13 protein-coding genes and 1 pseudogene are annotated in these 16,854 nt (G+C 67.6%); 7 read left to right on the top strand and 7 right to left on the bottom strand.

Annotated elements, in window-relative coordinates:
* Window positions 1-50: 50 nt before the first annotated feature.
* Window positions 51-1,055, top strand: coding sequence for a DUF4037 domain-containing protein (locus ACFCV3_RS39570; protein ID WP_376039775.1), 1,005 nt, complete (start codon window positions 51-53; stop codon window positions 1,053-1,055).
* On the opposite strand, the gene ACFCV3_RS39565 is transcribed toward ACFCV3_RS39570, so the two are convergent.
* Window positions 1,043-2,785, bottom strand: coding sequence for an ABC transporter ATP-binding protein (locus ACFCV3_RS39565; RefSeq protein ID WP_376039772.1), 1,743 nt, complete (start codon window positions 2,783-2,785; stop codon window positions 1,043-1,045). The genes ACFCV3_RS39570 and ACFCV3_RS39565 overlap by 13 nt on opposite strands.
* Before the next feature lie 96 nt (window positions 2,786-2,881).
* On the opposite strand from ACFCV3_RS39565, the gene ACFCV3_RS39560 reads away from it, so the two are divergent.
* Both ACFCV3_RS39560 and ACFCV3_RS39555 read left to right on the top strand, forming a co-directional pair.
* On the top strand, window positions 2,882-3,502 hold the full coding sequence (locus ACFCV3_RS39560; RefSeq protein ID WP_376039769.1) for a TetR/AcrR family transcriptional regulator: 621 nt from the start codon (window positions 2,882-2,884) through the stop codon (window positions 3,500-3,502).
* Window positions 3,499-4,734 carry an RNA polymerase sigma factor gene (locus ACFCV3_RS39555; protein WP_376039767.1) on the top strand — a complete coding sequence of 412 codons (1,236 nt, stop codon included), beginning with the start codon at window positions 3,499-3,501 and terminating at the stop codon, window positions 4,732-4,734. Before ACFCV3_RS39560 ends, ACFCV3_RS39555 begins: the two co-directional genes overlap by 4 nt.
* Here the strand turns inward: ACFCV3_RS39555 and ACFCV3_RS39550 are convergent.
* On the bottom strand, window positions 4,702-5,970 hold the full coding sequence (locus tag ACFCV3_RS39550; RefSeq protein ID WP_376039764.1) for a peroxidase family protein: 1,269 nt from the start codon (window positions 5,968-5,970) through the stop codon (window positions 4,702-4,704). The genes ACFCV3_RS39555 and ACFCV3_RS39550 overlap by 33 nt on opposite strands.
* Window positions 5,971-6,888 carry a bacteriocin fulvocin C-related protein gene (locus tag ACFCV3_RS39545; protein ID WP_376039761.1) on the bottom strand — a complete coding sequence of 306 codons (918 nt, stop codon included), beginning with the start codon at window positions 6,886-6,888 and terminating at the stop codon, window positions 5,971-5,973.
* A gap of 168 nt (window positions 6,889-7,056) precedes the next feature.
* On the opposite strand from ACFCV3_RS39545, the gene ACFCV3_RS39540 reads away from it, so the two are divergent.
* Both ACFCV3_RS39540 and ACFCV3_RS39535 read left to right on the top strand, forming a co-directional pair.
* Complete coding sequence (locus ACFCV3_RS39540; protein WP_376039759.1) at window positions 7,057-8,361, top strand: acyl-CoA dehydrogenase family protein; 1,305 nt, start codon at window positions 7,057-7,059, stop codon at window positions 8,359-8,361.
* Window positions 8,361-9,572 (top strand): acyl-CoA dehydrogenase family protein, encoded by a 1,212-nt coding sequence (locus tag ACFCV3_RS39535; protein ID WP_376039756.1) that lies wholly within the window; start codon window positions 8,361-8,363, stop codon window positions 9,570-9,572. The genes ACFCV3_RS39540 and ACFCV3_RS39535 overlap by 1 nt, the downstream gene beginning before the upstream one ends.
* Before the next feature lie 165 nt (window positions 9,573-9,737).
* On the opposite strand, the gene ACFCV3_RS39530 is transcribed toward ACFCV3_RS39535, so the two are convergent.
* Complete coding sequence (locus ACFCV3_RS39530) at window positions 9,738-10,208, bottom strand: ATP-binding protein (RefSeq protein ID WP_376039754.1); 471 nt, start codon at window positions 10,206-10,208, stop codon at window positions 9,738-9,740.
* Between the two features lie 55 nt (window positions 10,209-10,263).
* Window positions 10,264-10,908 carry a hypothetical protein gene (locus tag ACFCV3_RS39525; RefSeq protein WP_376039752.1) on the bottom strand — a complete coding sequence of 215 codons (645 nt, stop codon included), beginning with the start codon at window positions 10,906-10,908 and terminating at the stop codon, window positions 10,264-10,266.
* Between the two features lie 159 nt (window positions 10,909-11,067).
* Between ACFCV3_RS39525 and ACFCV3_RS39520 the strand changes: the two genes are divergently transcribed.
* Window positions 11,068-14,049: a family 16 glycoside hydrolase gene (locus ACFCV3_RS39520; RefSeq protein WP_376039749.1), complete on the top strand. Its 2,982-nt coding sequence runs from the start codon at window positions 11,068-11,070 to the stop codon at window positions 14,047-14,049.
* A 246-nt stretch (window positions 14,050-14,295) separates the two neighbouring features.
* On the opposite strand, the pseudogene ACFCV3_RS39515 reads toward ACFCV3_RS39520, so the two are convergent.
* Window positions 14,296-14,445: pseudogene (locus ACFCV3_RS39515) on the bottom strand (winged helix-turn-helix transcriptional regulator); the annotation flags it as partial.
* A 174-nt stretch (window positions 14,446-14,619) separates the two neighbouring features.
* Here ACFCV3_RS39515 and ACFCV3_RS39510 point away from each other — a divergent pair.
* Entirely contained in the window at window positions 14,620-16,188 is a 1,569-nt protein-coding gene (locus ACFCV3_RS39510; protein WP_376039747.1) for an MFS transporter, read from the top strand.
* Here the strand turns inward: ACFCV3_RS39510 and ACFCV3_RS39505 are convergent.
* A complete protein-coding gene (locus ACFCV3_RS39505) occupies window positions 16,168-16,599 on the bottom strand; it encodes a hypothetical protein (protein ID WP_376039745.1) in 432 nt (143 codons plus the stop codon). The two genes, ACFCV3_RS39510 and ACFCV3_RS39505, sit on opposite strands and share 21 nt — an antisense overlap.
* Between the last annotated feature and the right edge of the window lie 255 nt (window positions 16,600-16,854).

The following is a 16,854-nucleotide window of genomic DNA, read 5'->3' as shown; positions in this document are numbered from 1 at the left end:
TCCGCTAATTGCCTGTACACGCGGCAGACGACCATTGAATGATGACGCGGGTGACTGGATTCAGATCGGCTCGGGAGCTCAGCGCAGCGTTCTACGACGACGTGATTCGGCCGGTGGTCGACGGACCGCATGCTGCCGGTTTGCTCGGGTGGGGATCGGATGTCCTCGGGTATGACACCGCCCGGTCGATGGATCACGGGTGGGGACCGCGGCTGCAGGTGTTCGTCGACGAACCGGCGAAGGTGCGCGACGCGATTGAGCGAGCGCTGCCTGATTCGTACGACGGGCATCCGGTGCGGTTCGGGTGGGACACGCAGGAGCCGATCCACCACATCACGGTCACGACGCTCAGCGACTGGCTCGTCGGTCTGCTCGGCTTCGACGCGTCTGCTGGAGTCCGCGCTGAAGACTGGCTGATCACGCCGCAGCAGCTGCTGCTCGGTGTCGTTGCCGGTCCGGTGTACGCCGATGATGGGCGGCTCGAGGCGGTTCGTACCCAGCTGCAGTGGTATCCGGAGGAGATCTGGCGCTGGTCGATGGCGTGTCAGTGGACGCGGATCGGGCAGGAGGAGACGTTCGTCCAGCGCACCCACGAGGTCGGTGACGAACTCGGCTCGCGGGTGCTGGCGGCCCGGCTGACCCGGGACCTGATGCGGCTAGCGCTCCTGCAGTCGCGCGTCTACGCGCCGTACTCGAAGTGGTTGGGTACGGCGTTCGCGCGGCTCCAGCACCACGATGGTCTGGATCGCGTGCTGGCCGATGTGGTTGCCGCCGACAACTACCCGGCGCGGGAGCGGGCGCTGACGACCGGATATCGGCTGCTGGGGGAGCGGCACAACGCGCTGGCGATCACACCGGCCGTCGACCCGACACCGCGTCCCTTCCACGAGCGGCCGGCCATGGTGCTCGGCGCCGATCGGTTCGCCGCTGCTTGCCTGGAGACGGTGACGCTGCGGTTGCCGTCGATCGGGACGGTGGATCAGTTCGCCGACAACACCGATCTGCTCAGCGACCCAGCGGCGTACCGGCGACTGATCGGCGCCTACGCGACCTGAGTCGCAATCCGAAGCGCGGCGACCAGGTCGCGGTACAGGCTGTCGGTGGCCAGCAGTTCCTGATGGGTGCCGCGGGCACGGATCGTGCCGGATTCCAGTACGACGATCTGGTCGGCGTCGATGACCGTGGACAGCCGGTGCGCGATCGTGAGGACCGCACCGGTCTGCGCGACGCGGGCGATCACCTCGTGGACCGCGGCCTCGGTCAGGCCGTCGAGCTGAGCGGTCGCCTCGTCGAGCAGCAGGATCTCCGGCGTACTCACGAGAGCGCGAGACAGCGCGATCCGCTGCCGCTCGCCACCGGAGATGACGGCCGTGGACAGCGATGTGTCGAGCCCGTCGGGCAGCTGACGGACGCGCTCGTCGAGCCGGACTGCGCGCAGTGCCTCCCACAGGGTGGCTTCGTCGGCGTCCTGGTGGGTGTAGAGAAGGTTCTCCCGCAGCGTCCCTGGAACCAGCGGGGTGTCCTGCTCGACGTAGACGATGCGGCGGCGCAGATCCTCGAGCGACCACTCGTCCAGCGGTACGCCGTCGAGAACGAGCCGGCCGCTGTCCGGGTTGAGGAAGCGCAGTAGCAGCGAGAACATCGTGGTCTTGCCCGCGCCGGACGGCCCCACGATCGCGGTGTGCCCGATCCGCGGGATCTCCAGCGTCACGTCGTGCAAGGCCGGCGCCGAGCCTGGTGCGTAGCGCGCGGTCACGCCTTCGAAGCTGAGCGCCGACCGGTTCAGGTCCCCATTGGTACGGCGTTCGCCGGTCACGTCGGCGGGTTCGAGTTCGAGCGCGTCGACCTCGCGGATCCGCGTCGCGGCCGCGATCCCGGACTGGAGCGAGCTGACGGTCGTGGTCAGCGTCGCCACTGGCTCCATCAGCTGGAACGTGTACAGCAGGAACGCGACGAGACCGGAGACGGCCAGCAGCCCCTCACTGACCCGCCAGGCACCGAGCCCGAGGATCAGCAAGGTCGCGAGCCCGATCCCGAAGCCGGCCACCGTCATCGCGACCGCCTCGTATCGGACTGCGCGGACGCTCTGCCGCGCGGACTCGGTCGCCTCGACGATGACGCGCTCACTCTCACGATGTTCGGCCCGGCTCGCCTTCACTGTCCGGATCGCCCGCAGCGCGCCCTCCAGCGCACCGCCGAGCCGACCAACCGCTCCCTGCGCCTGCTCCTGCGCCTTGGCCATCGGCGGCATGAGCAACGCCACGATCACCCCGACCATGGCCAACGCTCCCAAGGTCGTTGCCAACAGCACCCAATCGAGCAGGGCCATCAAGACCAGCGAACCGACCAGCGTGATCACGCCGTTCACCAGCTGCACCAGGCTCGAGGCGGCTGCTTCTCGCAGCAGCACAGTGTCCGAGGTGACCCGCGTGACCAGCTCTCCCGGCGACCGGCCGGCCAGCTCACCGACCCGGACCCGCAGCAGTCGCCGTACCATCGAGCTCCGCGCGTCGAGCACGACCCGCTCGCCCATCCGCCCCAGCAGGATCCACTGCACGAGCCCGAGGCCCGAGCTGATCACCAGCAGCCCGACCAGGAGCCCGACCAGCGGTGCGATCGGCGACGACGCCGCCAACCCGTCCAGCACCGACTTCGACACCATCGGCGTCGCCAGCGCGGCCGCCGTCGTACCGAGCCCGAGCAGCATCCCGGCCATCAGCGTCCGCCGATGTGGACGGACGAACGACCACAACATCCGCAGGTTCTGCCAGCGTTCGGACTTCATCCCGTTCTCCCCTCGACCGAATCACCAGAGTAGCTGAATGGGACAAGCGTGTCCTATAAATAAACAACGGCGACTGATCGAGCTACAGTGCTGCTCATGGCGGAAAGCACTGCATCTGAGCCGGAGTCGGGGACCCGGAGCCGGACCCGGCGGGCGATCCTGGAGGCCGCGGCGGTGGTGTTCGGGCGGCAGCGGAACGCGTCGCTCGGCGAGATCGCGACCGAGGCCAAGGTCGCCCGGAGCACGCTGCACCGGTACTTCCCGGATCGCGAGGCGCTGATCCGGGCGATGGCCGACGACCTCCTGGAGCTGGTCGAACGAACCATCCAGGAGGCCGATCTGGAGGAAGGCCTGCCGCGGCTCGCCTTCCAGCGGCTGATCGCCGGCTGGTTCGAGCTGGGCCCGCGGCTGTACTTCCTCTTCAACGAGCCGACCTTCGGTACGCCCGAGCCGGCGCCCTGGGTGCAGGACTATTTCGCCCGGCTCGACCAGGTCGGCAAGCCGATGGAGAGCCTGATCGCCCGCGCGCACGCCGACGGTGTCTTCGCGCAGTCGCTCCCACCGGCCTGGATCAGCCGGATGGTCTGGTGGTCGGTCTACATCGCCTGCGAGGCGGTCGCCGAAGGTGAAATGACCCGGTACGCCGCTCCCGGGATCCTCCTGCAGACCTTGGAGAGCGGGATACTCGCTCCGGGCGTGGCTGGTGAACCCAGATGACCGGCATCGAGGAGTTGCTGCGCGAACTGACGCCGCAGGTGCTCGGGTTCCTGACCCGGCGGTACGGGCAGTTCGATCTGTGTGAGGACGCTGTCCAGGAGGCGCTGCTGGCGGCGGCGACGCAGTGGCCGTCCGACGGCGTACCGGCGAATCCACGGGGCTGGCTGATCACGGTCGCGACGCGGCGGCTGACTGATCAGTTCCGCAGCGAGAGCGCGCGGCGCCGGCGCGAGGACTCGGTTGCCGCGATGGCCGGGACGGACGAGTTGGTCGCGCCCGGTGCGGACTCCGTCGGGGATCCGGACGAGGACGACACGCTCACGCTGCTCCTCCTGTGCTGCCATCCGGCTGTCACACCGGCCTCGCAGGTCGCGCTCACGCTGCGCGCAGTAGGCGGTCTCACCACTGCTGAGATCGCGCACGCATTTATGGTGCCGGAGGCAACAATGGCGCCGCGGATCAGTCGCGCGAAGAAGAGCATCAAGGCGGCCGGTTCCTCGTTCGAGCTACCACCGGCGGACGAGCTCGCGGACCGGGTGCGCGTCGTACGGCAGGTGCTCTACCTGATCTTCAACGAGGGCTACACAGCGAGCTCCGGCGAGTCCCTGCAACGCGTCGAGCTGACGGCCGAGGCGATCCGCCTCACCCGGATGCTGCGGGTGGCGTTGCCCGACGACGGCGAGGTCGCGGGCCTGCTCGCACTCATGCTGCTGACCGACTCCCGCCGTACGGCGCGCAGCTCGGCCGACGGTTCGCTGATCCCGATCGACGAACAAGACCGCGCGCTCTGGGATCGCGATCAGATCGAAGAAGGTACGACGCTCATCCTGTCCACGATGGCTCGTGGGGGAGTCGGCCCGTACCAGCTGCAGGCCGCGATCGCCGCCGTACATGCCGAGGCCGCCAGCGCCGAAGAGACCGACTGGCCGCAGATCCACGCGCTCTACCTGATCCTCGAGAAGCTGACCCCGAACCCGATGATCACGCTCAACCGAGCGATAGCCCTGTCCCAGGTCGAGGGCCCGCAAGCGGGTCTGGACCTGCTGGCCACTTTGGACGACAACAAGAGTCTGACGGAGTCACACCGCCTGGATGCCGTCCGCGCCCACCTGCACGAACGCGCCGGCAATATCACCGAGGCCCACGACCTCTACCTCGCCGCAGCACGCCGTACCACCAGCCTCCCCGAACAGCGCTACCTAACCGCCAAGGCTGCTGCCTGCACGGTCTAGTACTCCGGCAAGGTCGAACAGGTCAGTCAGTGCAAACGACCCGGTCTCGTGACTAGGCAGCGTGGGCCGCCAGTCGTCCGGCGTGGTGACCTGCGCGAGCAGGGCGTCGGCGAGCAGGCGGCTGCCCAGCGGCCCGAGGGTGGCACCGGCGGTCACGACCTCGGCTTCGGCGAGCAGGTAGTACCACAGAGGAGTGGAGCGATCGAGGCCGTACGGCTGGAGCTCCGCCAGGTCGGCCGGAGCGAGGACCGGTACATCGAGTGTCGCGGCGATCGCCTGGCCGGACGGTACCTGCCAGGTGAGGTGCCGCAGCAGATCACGCTGCGGCAGCGAGACGGGCGCGTCGCCGCTCGGCAATGCCTCCCGCGGAAGCTGGAACAGCGGGGTGCAGATGGAGCGGTCCAGCTTCTGCCCGCGAGCGGTCAGCAGTTGCCGCCAGTCGACGAAGCGTCGCGGCTCGCGGCGGCCGCCGCGCAGGTCTGACCCATCCGGGTGGAAGAGATAGCAGGCCAGGTCGTCGTTCACCCGATAGGCAGGCCGCAGCTGGGCATGGCCGATGCGGAGAGCGATCTGGAACTCGATCGGCAGTCCATCGGCCGGTTGCTGCGTGGGCCAAGCCCAGGTGCCGGGCTGGATCAACGCCGGCAGGTATTCGTGCCGCACGATCCACTGGTAGTGCCGGACGACCTCGCGGCGGAACTCGCCGAAGCTCTCGGTACCCGCGGCCCGGAGCCGATCCACGACGTGATTGTGGAACCGCAGCATCGCGGCATGCAGCCCGCTGAGAATCATGGTGTCGTCGTTCCGCAGATCCACGGTCATCGTCGTACCGTCCGGGGCGCGCGGCACATCCTCGTACCGGCCGCCGTTGCCGACGAGCAGTTTGGCGGGGTCCGCCGCGTCGAAGTGGAGTCCGGGCGGGCCGTCCGCGTACACCGAGTCCAGGTCCAGGCCGGGGGTGCGCTGGTTGGTGACCACACGCGGATCGGCAGGACGGCCGAGCCGTGAGCGCGGATCGAGGGACAGATCGTGGCTGACGAACTGTCCGAAGAACGCGTTCACGGCGTCCTGTACGCCGGTACCGGGCTGGTCGGCGAGGACCTCCGGACTCACGGTGAGGTCGTCGCGGGCGTCGAGCGGGCCGTTCGGGCGGCCGAGCTCGAGCAGCGCCGCGACGACCTCGGCCGTGTTCTCCGCGAACGGCGGTAGTGCGAACGCCCTTGTGTAGGGCGTCATTCAGCCGCAGTGTCCGTCGCAGTGGTACGACCAAGCGTCCCCGCAGCCGAATCTCGTCCGCGTGCAGTTGTTCGCCCGGAACCAGCATGTGCCGTCGCACCAGTCGTCCCAGGTGGAGCAAGAGCAGTCACCGGCCGGCGCCATCCCGGCGTTGTCGGACGGACCGAGGGTGCGGAACAGCTTCTTGCCCTCGCGCTTCTCGTACGCTGAGTTCACCAGCTCACCGAATTGATCCCGGCCGGCGAAGTCCTCGGCCGGGTACTCGAAGCCGCGCCGTACGAACGCCTCGAACTCGTCCAGGGCTGCCGCCTGTTCGCGCGTCACAACCCGAGCACCTGCGCGGTAGCGTCGGGTCTGCTCCAGCCAGAGCTCCTGGCGCACAGCCACGGACAGTTCGCCGTAGACGGCCTTGCGATAGGCCATCGGCAGCTTCGTGAACTCGTCGTACCGGCGCGGGAGTTTGTCCTTGTTCGCGGCGATCCAGGCGGGGATGTCGGCGGCCCGGCCGGTGGCGAACGCGGGCGCGCGACCGGTGAGCAGGATGCCGGCAGCCATGCCGGCTCCGGCCCCGAGTCGCAGGAACTGCTTGCGGTTCAACCCGGCCGCGGGCCGCGACGACTGCTGCAGCTGGCCCAGGCTGCGGAGTACGGCGAGCGTCGTACGGACGCCGAGTGTGCGGACCAGTGGGAGCACCAGGGCGGGGCCGGTCCACGCGGCGACGGATCCCCGTACTCGGAGCAGCGTCGGTCGCCATGGCGCATCCGCACCCAGCGCCTCGTGCCGCCAGCGGGTCACCTTGTCGTTCTGCAGCGGCACTACGTCGAGTCGGCCGGCCGCGGCCTCTTGGACCGCGGCCGCGATGGCTTGGCAGTTTCCGCACGAGGCGTCGAAGGCGAGGATCCAGCGGTCGTCGGGCATGGGGCTCCATCCGGTCTCATTATGGAATAGACCAGATTAGAGTGCGCGAGGGTCCGGGAGGTGGCAAGGAATTCGACGACCGCCGTACCCGGGCTTCGGCTCGGGGTGAAGCGGGCTGTGGCCTGGGTCACGTGACTCGGGTTGTAACTTCGGTTTACAGTGGCGGGTATGAGCCTTCTGGAGCGGACGCGGCGGCGGGACGTCATCGGGGTCGGGGTGGCCTGGCTGAACCGGCTGGCGAAGTCGCGCACGATCGACCGGTTCGGGTGGCGCAAGCAGACCGAGCGGGTGGTGTTCGAGGCGACGAAGAGCGGCTTCCGGACGGCGGGAGCGCTGTCCCGGAGTTTCTCGGCCGCCTCGAAGCTGGCGAAACCGTCGCGGTTGCCGTCGGCGCGGGGGAGCGGGAAGTTCGACCTGACGCCGACCGAGGACCAGCAGACGGTCGTCGAGGTGGTGCGTGAGTTCGCGGCCGAGGTGCTGCGCCCGGCTGCCGCGGTCGCGGACAGCGACTGTGCGACCGAGGCCAAGGTGCTGACCGCTTCGGCGGAGCTCGGGCTGAGTCTGATCGAGGTCCCGGAGGAGCTCGGCGGCATCGTCACCGAGCGATCCGCGATGACCGGCGTACTGGTCGCGGAAGCGCTCTCGCACGGGGACATGGGGGAGGCCGTCGCGTGCCTGGCGCCGGCCGCTGTGAGTACGGCGATCTCCCTGTGGGGCGACGAGACCCAGCAGGCGACGTACCTGCCGGCGTTCACCGGCGACTCAGCCCCGGCCGCAGCGCTCGCGATCCTGGAGCCGCGACCGCTCTTCGATCCGTTCGACCTCCGAACTCGCGTGGTCGGCGGCAAGCTGACCGGCGTGAAGTCGCTGGTGCCGCGGGGCGCCGAGGCCGAACTCTTCGTCATCGCCGCCCAGCTCGAGGCCCGCGGCCCGGCGCTCTTCCTGGTCGAGTCCGGTCATCCCGGCGTCACGATCGAGGCCGAGCCGTCGATGGGTCTGCGGGCGGCCTCACTCAGCCGGGTGATCCTGGACGACGTACCGGCTGTTCAGCTCGGAACCTTCGACGACTACCGCGAGTGCGTCCGGCTCTCGCGACTCGGCTGGTGTGCGCTCTCCCTCGGTACGGCGAAGGCCGTGCTCGACTACGTCGCGCCGTACGTGAACGAGCGCGTCGCCTTCGGTGAACCGATCAGTCACCGCCAGTCCGTTGCCTTCATGGTCGCGAACATCGCGATCGAGCTCGAAGGGATGCGCCTGGTGACGTATCGAGCCGGATCCCGTGCCGAGCAAGGGCTCCCGTTCGCCCGCGAGGTCGCGCTCGCCCGGCGGCTTTGCACCGACAAGGGCATGCAGATCGGGACGGACGGCGTACAACTCCTTGGTGGGCACGGGTTCGTCAAGGAACATCCGGTCGAACGCTGGTACCGCGACCTGCGGGCCATCGGCATCATGGAAGGCGCGGTGCTGGTCTGATGATCAACCTCGAGACGCCCCGCAAGTTCCGGGCCTTCGTCAACCAAGCTCATCAGGTCGCCGCCGAGATGCTCCGGCCGAACTCCCGCCGCTACGACCTCGCCGAGCACGAGTACCCGGTCGAGCTCGACATGCTCGCCGCGATGGTCGACGGATTAGGGGCCTCGGGCACCGGTTCCGGGGCCGGTGCAGCGGGCGTCCGCCGTACCGAAGGCAGTGAAGACACCGGCGTGAAGAACGGCTCGAACCTGTCCTCGGTCCTCTCCATCATGGAGATGTCCTGGGGTGACGTCGGCCTGCTGCTCTCGATGCCACGCCAGGGCCTCGGCAACTCCGCGATCGCCTCGGTCGCTTCCGACGAGCAACTCCGCCGCTTCGAAGGTGTCTGGGCCGCCATGGCCATCACCGAACCGGAGTGCGGCTCGGACTCCGCCGGCATCCGCACCACCGCCCGCCGCGACGGCGACGACTACATCATCGACGGCGAGAAGATCTTCGTCACCGCCGGCGGCCGCTGCGACGCCGTCGTCGTCTGGGCCACCCTCGACAAGTCGGCCGGCCGCGCCGCGATCAAGTCCTTCGTGGTCCCCAAGGACACTCCCGGCGTCACCGTCGAACGCCTCGAGCACAAGCTCGGCATCCGCGCCTCCGACACCGCCACCATCCGCTTCGAGAACTGCCGGGTCCCCGCCGCCAACCTCCTCGGTTCACCCGACATCGACCCCGGCAAAGGCTTCGCCGGCGTCATGCAGACCTTCGACAACACCCGCCCCCTGGTCGCCGCCATGGCCGTAGGCGTAGCCCGAGCCTCCCTGGAACTCACCAGAGACCTCCTGGCCGAAGCCGGCATCGAGATCGACTACGACCGCCCCACCCACCTCCAGCCGGCCGCCGCAGCCACCTACCTCCAACTGGAAGCCGACTGGGAAGCCGCCCACCTGCTGGCCCTCCAAGCCGCCTGGATGGCCGACAACGCCCGCCCCAACTCCCTCGAAGCCTCCATAGCCAAAGCCAAAGCCGGCCGAACCGCCAACGACATCACCCTCCGCTGCGTAGAACTGACCGGCACCCTCGGCTACTCCGAGCACCACCTCCTCGAAAAGTGGTCCCGAGACAGCAAGATCCTCGACATCTTCGAAGGCACCCAACAGATCCAGCAACTCATCGTCGCCCGCAGGCTCCTCGGGAAGACCTCCGCCGAACTGAAATAGCCTTGTACACAAGGGATCGATGGCTGCTTGGAAGGAAGAGCCTTCAAAGCGGTCCCGGACCAACGTCAGGGGGCCCGGCCGGCGCGAGAGCGGTGGTCAGGGTGGTCGTCGAGCGACCGAGGTCGTCGCCACGGGTACTCTGGCACCGAGGCTGCTCAGCGAAGCTCAGGCCCCGGCCAGTGAGCGCACCAGGGCGACGCGGTGGGCCAGGTCGCCGGCTGGGATGTCGACGAGTTCGTAGCCGAAGAGGCGGTAGCTCTCTTCGTGGATCTTCTCGAAGGCCAGCGAGTCCTGGAAACTGATCCGCCGGGCTGCGGACGGCTGAACGAACCCTAGGTTTCGAACGAAGAGCACTCGCTGCTGGTAGACCCGCTCCGAGGTGACTCGTTCGAGCTCCTCCGACAGGGCTGCAGACACTGGCCAGCCCAGATAGGTCGCGAGGGCATGAGTGCAGACCGGAGACCGGTCGAACACCTGAACCGCTCCGGACGCGTCCAGCTGGCGTCGGCGCTGGAGAGCGACGATGTCGTCGATGAAGGATGCGCGTGACCATGGCTCGGACTCGCCCAGAGCCTGCGCTTGTGCGATGACCGTAGTCGCTGCCTCGTCGACTGTGTGACAACCGACCTCCTCCAAACACCGGAGTATCGAGGGGCTGGCCAGGAGAACCGTCGGGCCAGCGCCGGGGTAGTCAGAGCTCGCGCAATGCGGCGAGGGCTCGGTCGCGGCCGGTGCGGACCCGGGCGAGGTCCGGCTCGCCGTACCGGGTGCTGATCCACGTCAGCCGTTCGTAGCGGGTGACGGCCAGTTCTGCGTGCTCGCGGACCCAGGCCTGCTCCTGGATATCGGCTGGGCTCAGTGGCTGGCCGCCGATCGGCTGGTAGTGACCGGAGGACCGGCTGTACTCGTCGGCCAGTCGGCGCGATTGCAGAAGCCGCATCGCCCTGAGTCGGGCGAGCCGCGCCAGCGCGTCCGCCGCGTGCGCAACGGCCTGCTCGTCCTCGGCTCTGAGGGTGTTGTTCACCTTCGCCGGATCACCACCGGTTGGGTCGAGCCGGTGGTACAGCTGCCAGGCCTTCTCCGCCTGGTCCAGAGCGGCGTACAGGTTACCGCCGACGCTGTGGATCTCGGTCAGGTCGTAGTGCAACGACGCCAGCACCTGCTCGTCCTTCGGCGTCAGCTCCGACGCCGCGGCAGCACGCCCGATCGCCGCCTGCGCACGCTGGTTGGCGACCGTGGCGACCCGCCAGTTCCGCGTCGCGACGGCGGCCTGACTACGCCGTAACTGTTTCTGTGCTACTCGCCGCCAGGTTTCGGCCGACCGCCAGATCGTCATGAACCGACGCTAACGGGTCCGTTGGCGAGGAGTGCTGGGCTGTCAGGAATCGGTCATCACTTTTGGCCGGTGGCGCTGGACTTTCGATTGGCGGCGTACAAAAGCGGGAAAGGTCCGAGCTACGAGGTACCCCGCTCCGCCCCGATCGAAGGAGTACCGATGCCGCATACATTTCTGCCTGGCCGGCGGTGGCGACGTTCTGCCGCGTGGTCGGCCGCCCTGCTGATCGTCGTGTCCGGACTGGTGACCGGGCAGGCGCGAGGCGCCGTTCCACCTCAGGAGCCCGGTGTGACTCTGCGGGTGTTCGACCTGCAGACCGGTCTCGACAAGCTGTGCACGTTGAAACCTGGTCAGACACCGAACGTGGACAAGCTGATGCCGGTCATCAACTGGACCGCCGACGCGGACTTCGGTATCGCCGACCGGTTCGCGTCTCAGGTGACTGGCAATGTGAACATCGCGACCGCTGGGCGTCATGAGTTCCGGCTCACCAGTGACGACGGGTCGCGGCTACTGATCGACGACAAACTGGTGATCAACCACGACGGGCTGCATGCGTCGACACCGGCGACCGGGTCGATCGAGCTGACGACCGGGTACCACGGGCTGCGCATCGACCACTTCGACAACGGTGGTGGGCAGGAGGTCAAGCTCGAGTGGCGGCCGCCCAATGTGGAGAACTTCGTCGTCGTCCCCAACTCGGTGCTCAGCACCGACTCGGGTGTGGTCCGCGTGACCTCTCCGGGCCGGAAGGAGTGCGAGGCGTCGACGGATTCGCCAGGTGACGGTCTGCCGCTCACCAGCGTCAATCCCGGCTACACCCTCACCAACCTGCGGCCGGCTGGATTCGAACCACAGGTCACCGGTATGGACTGGCTGCCTGACGGGCGGCTCGCGATCACGACCTGGGGCGGCTCAGGCGTCGTACTGGGGGAGGTTCACCTGCTGAGCAACGTCACCGGGAACACCGACCCGGCGCAGGTCCGGACCCAGCGCATCGCCACCGGTCTGCGGGAGCCGATGGGCATCAAGTACGTCGACGGCAAGCTTTACGTTTCGGAGAAGAACCGCCTCGTCGAGCTGAACGACACCAATGGCGACTGGGTGACCGATAACTACCGCACGGTCGCGACCTGGCCGTACGGCGGGAACTTCCACGAGTTCGCGTTCGGCCTCCTGTATCGCGACGGATCGTTCTACATCAACCTGTCCGTCGCCATCAACCAAGGCGGAGCCACGACCGATCCGCAACCCGCGGCCAACCGTGGTACGTCCATCCGGGTCGACAAGGCCACCGGCGCAGTCACCTATGTCGCCGGCGGCCTGCGCACTCCGAACGGACTCGGTTGGGGTCCCGAGAACGACCTCTTCGTGACCGACAACCAGGGTGGCTGGCTGCCGGCGAACAAACTGGTCCGCATCCAGCAGAACCGCTTCTTCAACCACTACACGAATCCGTCCGGCCAGTTCGACTCCAGGCCTGTCACCGCGCCCGTCGTCTGGCTGCCGCACAACGAGATCGCCAACTCGCCGAGCAATCCGGTCCTGCTGCCGAGCGGGGTGTTCAGCGGCCAGATGGTGTACGGCGATGTCACGTACGGCGGCCTCCAGCGAGTGTTCCTGGAGAAGATCAACGGTGAGTACCAGGGTGCGGTGTTCCGCCTGACCCAGGGACTCGAGTCCGGTGTCAGTCACATCAGCCTCGGTCCCGACGGCTCGATCTACACCGGCGGGATCGGTGCCGGAGGCAACTGGGGTCAGGAGGGCAAGCTGCAGTTCGGTCTGCAGAAGCTGACGCCGAACAGCACCAGCACCTTCGACATCCGCGCGATGCGTGCGGTGGCCGGTGGTTTCGAACTCGAGTACACGCAACCGATCTCCACTGAGACCGCGACGAACCTGGCCACGAAGTACCGGGCGCAACAGTGGCGCTACCACCCGACGATCGAGTACGGCGGCCCGAAGGTCGACGAGGAGACGTTGAACGTGACCTCGACCTCCGTGTCGGCCGACCGCAAGAAGGTCAACCTGCAGATCGCCGGTCTGAAGGCCGGTCGCGTCGTCCACCTCCGTTCGCCGCGCCCGTTCGCTTCCGAATCCGGTACGCCGTTGTGGAGTACCGAGGCCTGGTACACGCTGAATTCCCTGGTGGACGGTCCGGCCGCAAGTACGACGTACGAGGCAGAGAAGGCTGCTCTGGCCGGCAACGCCGGAACGAACAACAACCACGCGGGATACACGGGGACCGGGTTCGTCGACGGCTACTGGAACCAGGGGGCCTCGACGACCTTCACCGTGTCGGTTCCGTCGGCGGGGGTCTACAACGCGGGCCTGCGTTACTCGAACGGACCGAACCCGGTCGGCAACAAGACGCTCAGCCTGTACGTGAACGGCACCAAGGTGAAACAGACGCGGCTGGCGAGCACCGGTGTCTGGAACAGCTGGGCAGTCGAGGCCGAGCCGCTGCAACTGGCCGCCGGCACGAACACGATCTCGTACCGGTACGACGCGGGCGACGGCGGCCACGTGAACCTCGACAACCTCACCATCACCGCCCGTCAGCGCATCCAGCTCTTCAACGGCACCAACCTGGATGCCTGGGAGAAGGTCGGCGGCGGGGCGGCAACCTGGCCGATCAGCGGCGGCTCGATGGAGACCCTGGGTGGTGACATCCGCACCAAGCAGCAGTACGGCGACTTCAAGCTGCACGTCGAGTGGTACGAACCCAGCTATCCGCCCGAACAGACCGGACAGGCTCGCGGTAACAGCGGTGTCTATCTCCAGGAACGCTACGAGATCCAGGTCCTGGAGTCCGCAGGTCAGCCAACGGCGAACAACATCGCCGGCGCGATCTACAACAAGAAGGCCGCAGACGCCAACGTCGGTACACCCTCCGGCACCTGGCAGACCTACGACATCACCTTCCGCGCCGCCCGCTACGACGCCGCGGGCAAGGTCGACAACGCCCGAGCCACCGTCGTCTGGAACGGCACCGCCGTCCACAACGACGTCGCCATCGACGGTGGCACCGGCGGCGGCATCGCCGAAACCTCCGCTCCCGCCGGCATCCGCCTCCAAGACCACAACGACCCAGGCGACAACCCCCGCTTCCGCAACATCTGGATAGAACCCATCTCCTGACCCCACCCGTCCCCGGCTCCCGTAAGGGAGCCGGGCCAGCGGCACCGGCTCGACGGCCCGCAGCAGCCTTAGGTTCGGCCGGCGGTCGGTCGTTGCGGTAGGCCCGCTTTGGCCGAGAGCTCGTCGTGGTTGATCTGAGCAGCCATGACGTCGGCGGTGTGCGATCCGATCCAGGACAGCAGGCCCCTGGAGTGCTTCGGCGAGGCCTTCGCCGAGCGGTGTCAGGGAGTAGGAGACCTTGGGCGGTACGGCGGGCTCGACCTCACGATGGACCAGGCCGTCCCGGACGAGGTCGCGGAGGTTCTGGGACAGCATCTTCTCGCTGATCCCGCCGATCTGATCGCGCAGGAGATAGAAGCGCAACGGCCCGTTGCGCAGGGCGGCCAGGATCAGCATGCCCCAGCGGCTGCTCACGTGGGTGAACACCGTTCGTCCGGGGCAGTCGCTGTTGAACACGTCACTCATCGGGTCGGGCTGATCCCGTGCCACCTGGGCACCTACCTGCATGCCCGGGAGCTTACCTGAAGGTGGGTCCTTACCAAAAGTAAGCCCGGTTCCTACGGTGAGCACATGCCCATCACCGACGGTCAAGGAGACCTGATGCGTACTGATGTTGCTGAACGGGCGACGTGGCGGCAGTGGGCCGGGCTTGCGGTCCTCGCGCTGCCCGCCATGCTCGTGATGATCGACATGAGCGTGTTGCACCTGGCCATACCTCGGCTCAGTGCTGATCTGCTTCCCAGTGCCTCCGAGTTGTTGTGGATCACCGACATCTACGGCTTCCTCATCGCCGGTGCGTTGATCCCGATGGGTGCGTTGGGCGATCGCGTCGGTCGGCGGCGGGTGCTGCTGATCGGAGCGGCGGCGTTCGGAGTCGCCTCCGTGCTGGCCGCCTACGCTCCGAGTGCCGAGACACTGATCGCCGCTCGGGCCCTGCTCGGTCTCGCCGGGGCGGCGCTGGGGCCATCCACGCTCTCGTTGATCAGCGTTATGTTCCACGATCCGCGGCAGCGCACGATGGCCATCACCATCTGGATGGCCAGCTTCATGGCAGGCGGCGCTGTTGGTCCGCTGGTGGGTGGCGTCATGCTGGAGTACTTCTGGTGGGGTTCGGTGTTCCTGGCGGCGGTTCCGGTCATGGTGCTGCTGGTGGTCCTCGGTCCGATCCTGCTGCCGGAGTACCGCGACCCGCGGCCGGCTCGGCTGGATCTGCCGAGCGCGGTGCTGTCGCTGACCGCAGCGTTGACGGTGGTGTACGGCATCAAGGAATTGGCGAAGGATGGCGTCGCCTGGGTGCCCGCGGCGGCTATCGTCCTCGGGCTGTTGACCGGCCTGCAATTCGTCCGTCGGCAGCGGCGGCTGACCCAACCGCTGCTGGACCTGTCGCTGTTCTCCAACCGGAACTTCACCGTCTCGTTGAGCACGCTGACCATCACGGTGATCTTCATGCTCGGCACTCAGTTCCTGATGGCCCAATACATGCAGCTGGTGCTGGGCCTTTCCCCGCTCACGGCTGGTCTGTGGGGACTGCCTCTGGTGATCGCGGGCACTGTCGCGATCTTCGTCGCGTCGGCAGCAGCGACCAGGATCGACCGGGCCTACGTCTTCGGAGCCGCGCTGGTCGTGGCCGCCGCAGGTTTCGCCGTGCTCACCCAAGCCGACGCATCAGCCGGTCTTCCGATCGTCGTGACCGGTTCGGTCCTGCTGTTCGCCGGGCTGATGCCGGTGTCCGGACTCGGGATCGACATGATCGTCAGTTCCGCTCCTCCCCAGCAGGCCGGATCGGCGGCGGCCGTGGGGGAGACCACGCAGGAACTGGGTGGAGCTCTCGGTATCGCCTTGATCGGCAGCCTGGTCAACGCGGTCTACCACCACCAGATGGCGCCCGTGGTCCCCGATCATCTCCCTGCAGCCGCAGACACACTCCCGGCAACTCTCGCGGCCGCCCAGCACATTCCCGGCTCTGCCGGTGATGAGCTTGTCGCTCACGCCCGAAACGCGTTCGCGGATGGGCTGCAGCTCACCGCCGCTATCGCGATCCCCGTCCTGCTTGTACTGGCTGGGGTAGCTGTGCTCCTCCTCAAGCGGGTGGGCGAACCGCCGCTTCAGGAGCGTCGGTCAGAGGCGAATGTGGCGTAGGCCAACGGCGATGCGGCGTACCTGATGCCGGAGCGGTGACAGGCGGGGAGCTGTGAGAGTGAGGCCTGCGTCCTGTGCGACGGTCTCGACGACCTCGTCGACGGTCGCGTGATCGGTGGGCACCTGGGTCGCGTAACGCGGTTCGGCCAGCGCGGCAACGCATCGGTCGACCTGCTGCAGTGCCCAGGTCTCCTCGCGCCTGAGCAGCCGGCCGACGACATAGGCGGACCGATGCCGCAACCGCGCGCGAAGCGTCTCCGCCGACGCAGTCAGCGCGTAGTGCCTCACGTCGGCACCCTGAGATCTCAGCCCGCCGACGATCTCGTCGAAGTAGTCGTCGCGCACGATCGACATCGGAACGATCACCGGTCCCTCGTGGGCCGCCTCGGCTTGGAGAAGCGTAGCGACCACACTGGTACGCCATTGTGGCAAGTCCTGTCGCTTCGCTGTGACGGGGGCAGCATCTTGTGCAGCGCGAAGCCGAGCAGTTCCGGATCGGCTACGTGCCCGCCGGAGACACGACGGTTCAGTTCGTGGGCCGTCTGCGTCTTGCCGGCACCGAATGCGCCGTTGAGCCAGATCAACATGAACCCAAACTACGAGACCGAGTCTGTGACTTGACTCATAGGGCGTCACAAAGCGGCCGGTCGCGGGGTCCTGTGTATG

The sequence above is a fragment of the Kribbella sp. NPDC056345 genome, from assembly GCF_042262745.1.
In the GTDB taxonomy this organism is placed as follows: Bacteria; Actinomycetota; Actinomycetes; order Propionibacteriales; family Kribbellaceae; genus Kribbella.
Note: the sequence above shows the minus strand (reverse complement) of the source record. Positions and strands in the feature narration are given on the sequence as shown.

Excerpts from the sequence above, each read along its gene's own strand:
- ACFCV3_RS39520 (WP_376039749.1), top strand. The coding sequence starts at position 11,068 with ATGCCGCATACATTTCTGCCTGGCCGGCGGTGGCGACGTTCTGCCGCG.
- ACFCV3_RS39550 (WP_376039764.1), bottom strand. The coding sequence starts at position 5,970 with ATGACGCCCTACACAAGGGCGTTCGCACTACCGCCGTTCGCGGAGAAC.
- ACFCV3_RS39555 (WP_376039767.1), top strand. The coding sequence starts at position 3,499 with ATGACCGGCATCGAGGAGTTGCTGCGCGAACTGACGCCGCAGGTGCTC.
- ACFCV3_RS39560 (WP_376039769.1), top strand. The coding sequence starts at position 2,882 with ATGGCGGAAAGCACTGCATCTGAGCCGGAGTCGGGGACCCGGAGCCGG.
- ACFCV3_RS39565 (WP_376039772.1), bottom strand. The coding sequence starts at position 2,785 with ATGAAGTCCGAACGCTGGCAGAACCTGCGGATGTTGTGGTCGTTCGTC.
- ACFCV3_RS39525 (WP_376039752.1), bottom strand. The coding sequence starts at position 10,908 with ATGACGATCTGGCGGTCGGCCGAAACCTGGCGGCGAGTAGCACAGAAA.
- ACFCV3_RS39545 (WP_376039761.1), bottom strand. The coding sequence starts at position 6,888 with ATGCCCGACGACCGCTGGATCCTCGCCTTCGACGCCTCGTGCGGAAAC.
- ACFCV3_RS39540 (WP_376039759.1), top strand. The coding sequence starts at position 7,057 with ATGAGCCTTCTGGAGCGGACGCGGCGGCGGGACGTCATCGGGGTCGGG.
- ACFCV3_RS39535 (WP_376039756.1), top strand. The coding sequence starts at position 8,361 with ATGATCAACCTCGAGACGCCCCGCAAGTTCCGGGCCTTCGTCAACCAA.
- ACFCV3_RS39510 (WP_376039747.1), top strand. The coding sequence starts at position 14,620 with ATGCCCATCACCGACGGTCAAGGAGACCTGATGCGTACTGATGTTGCT.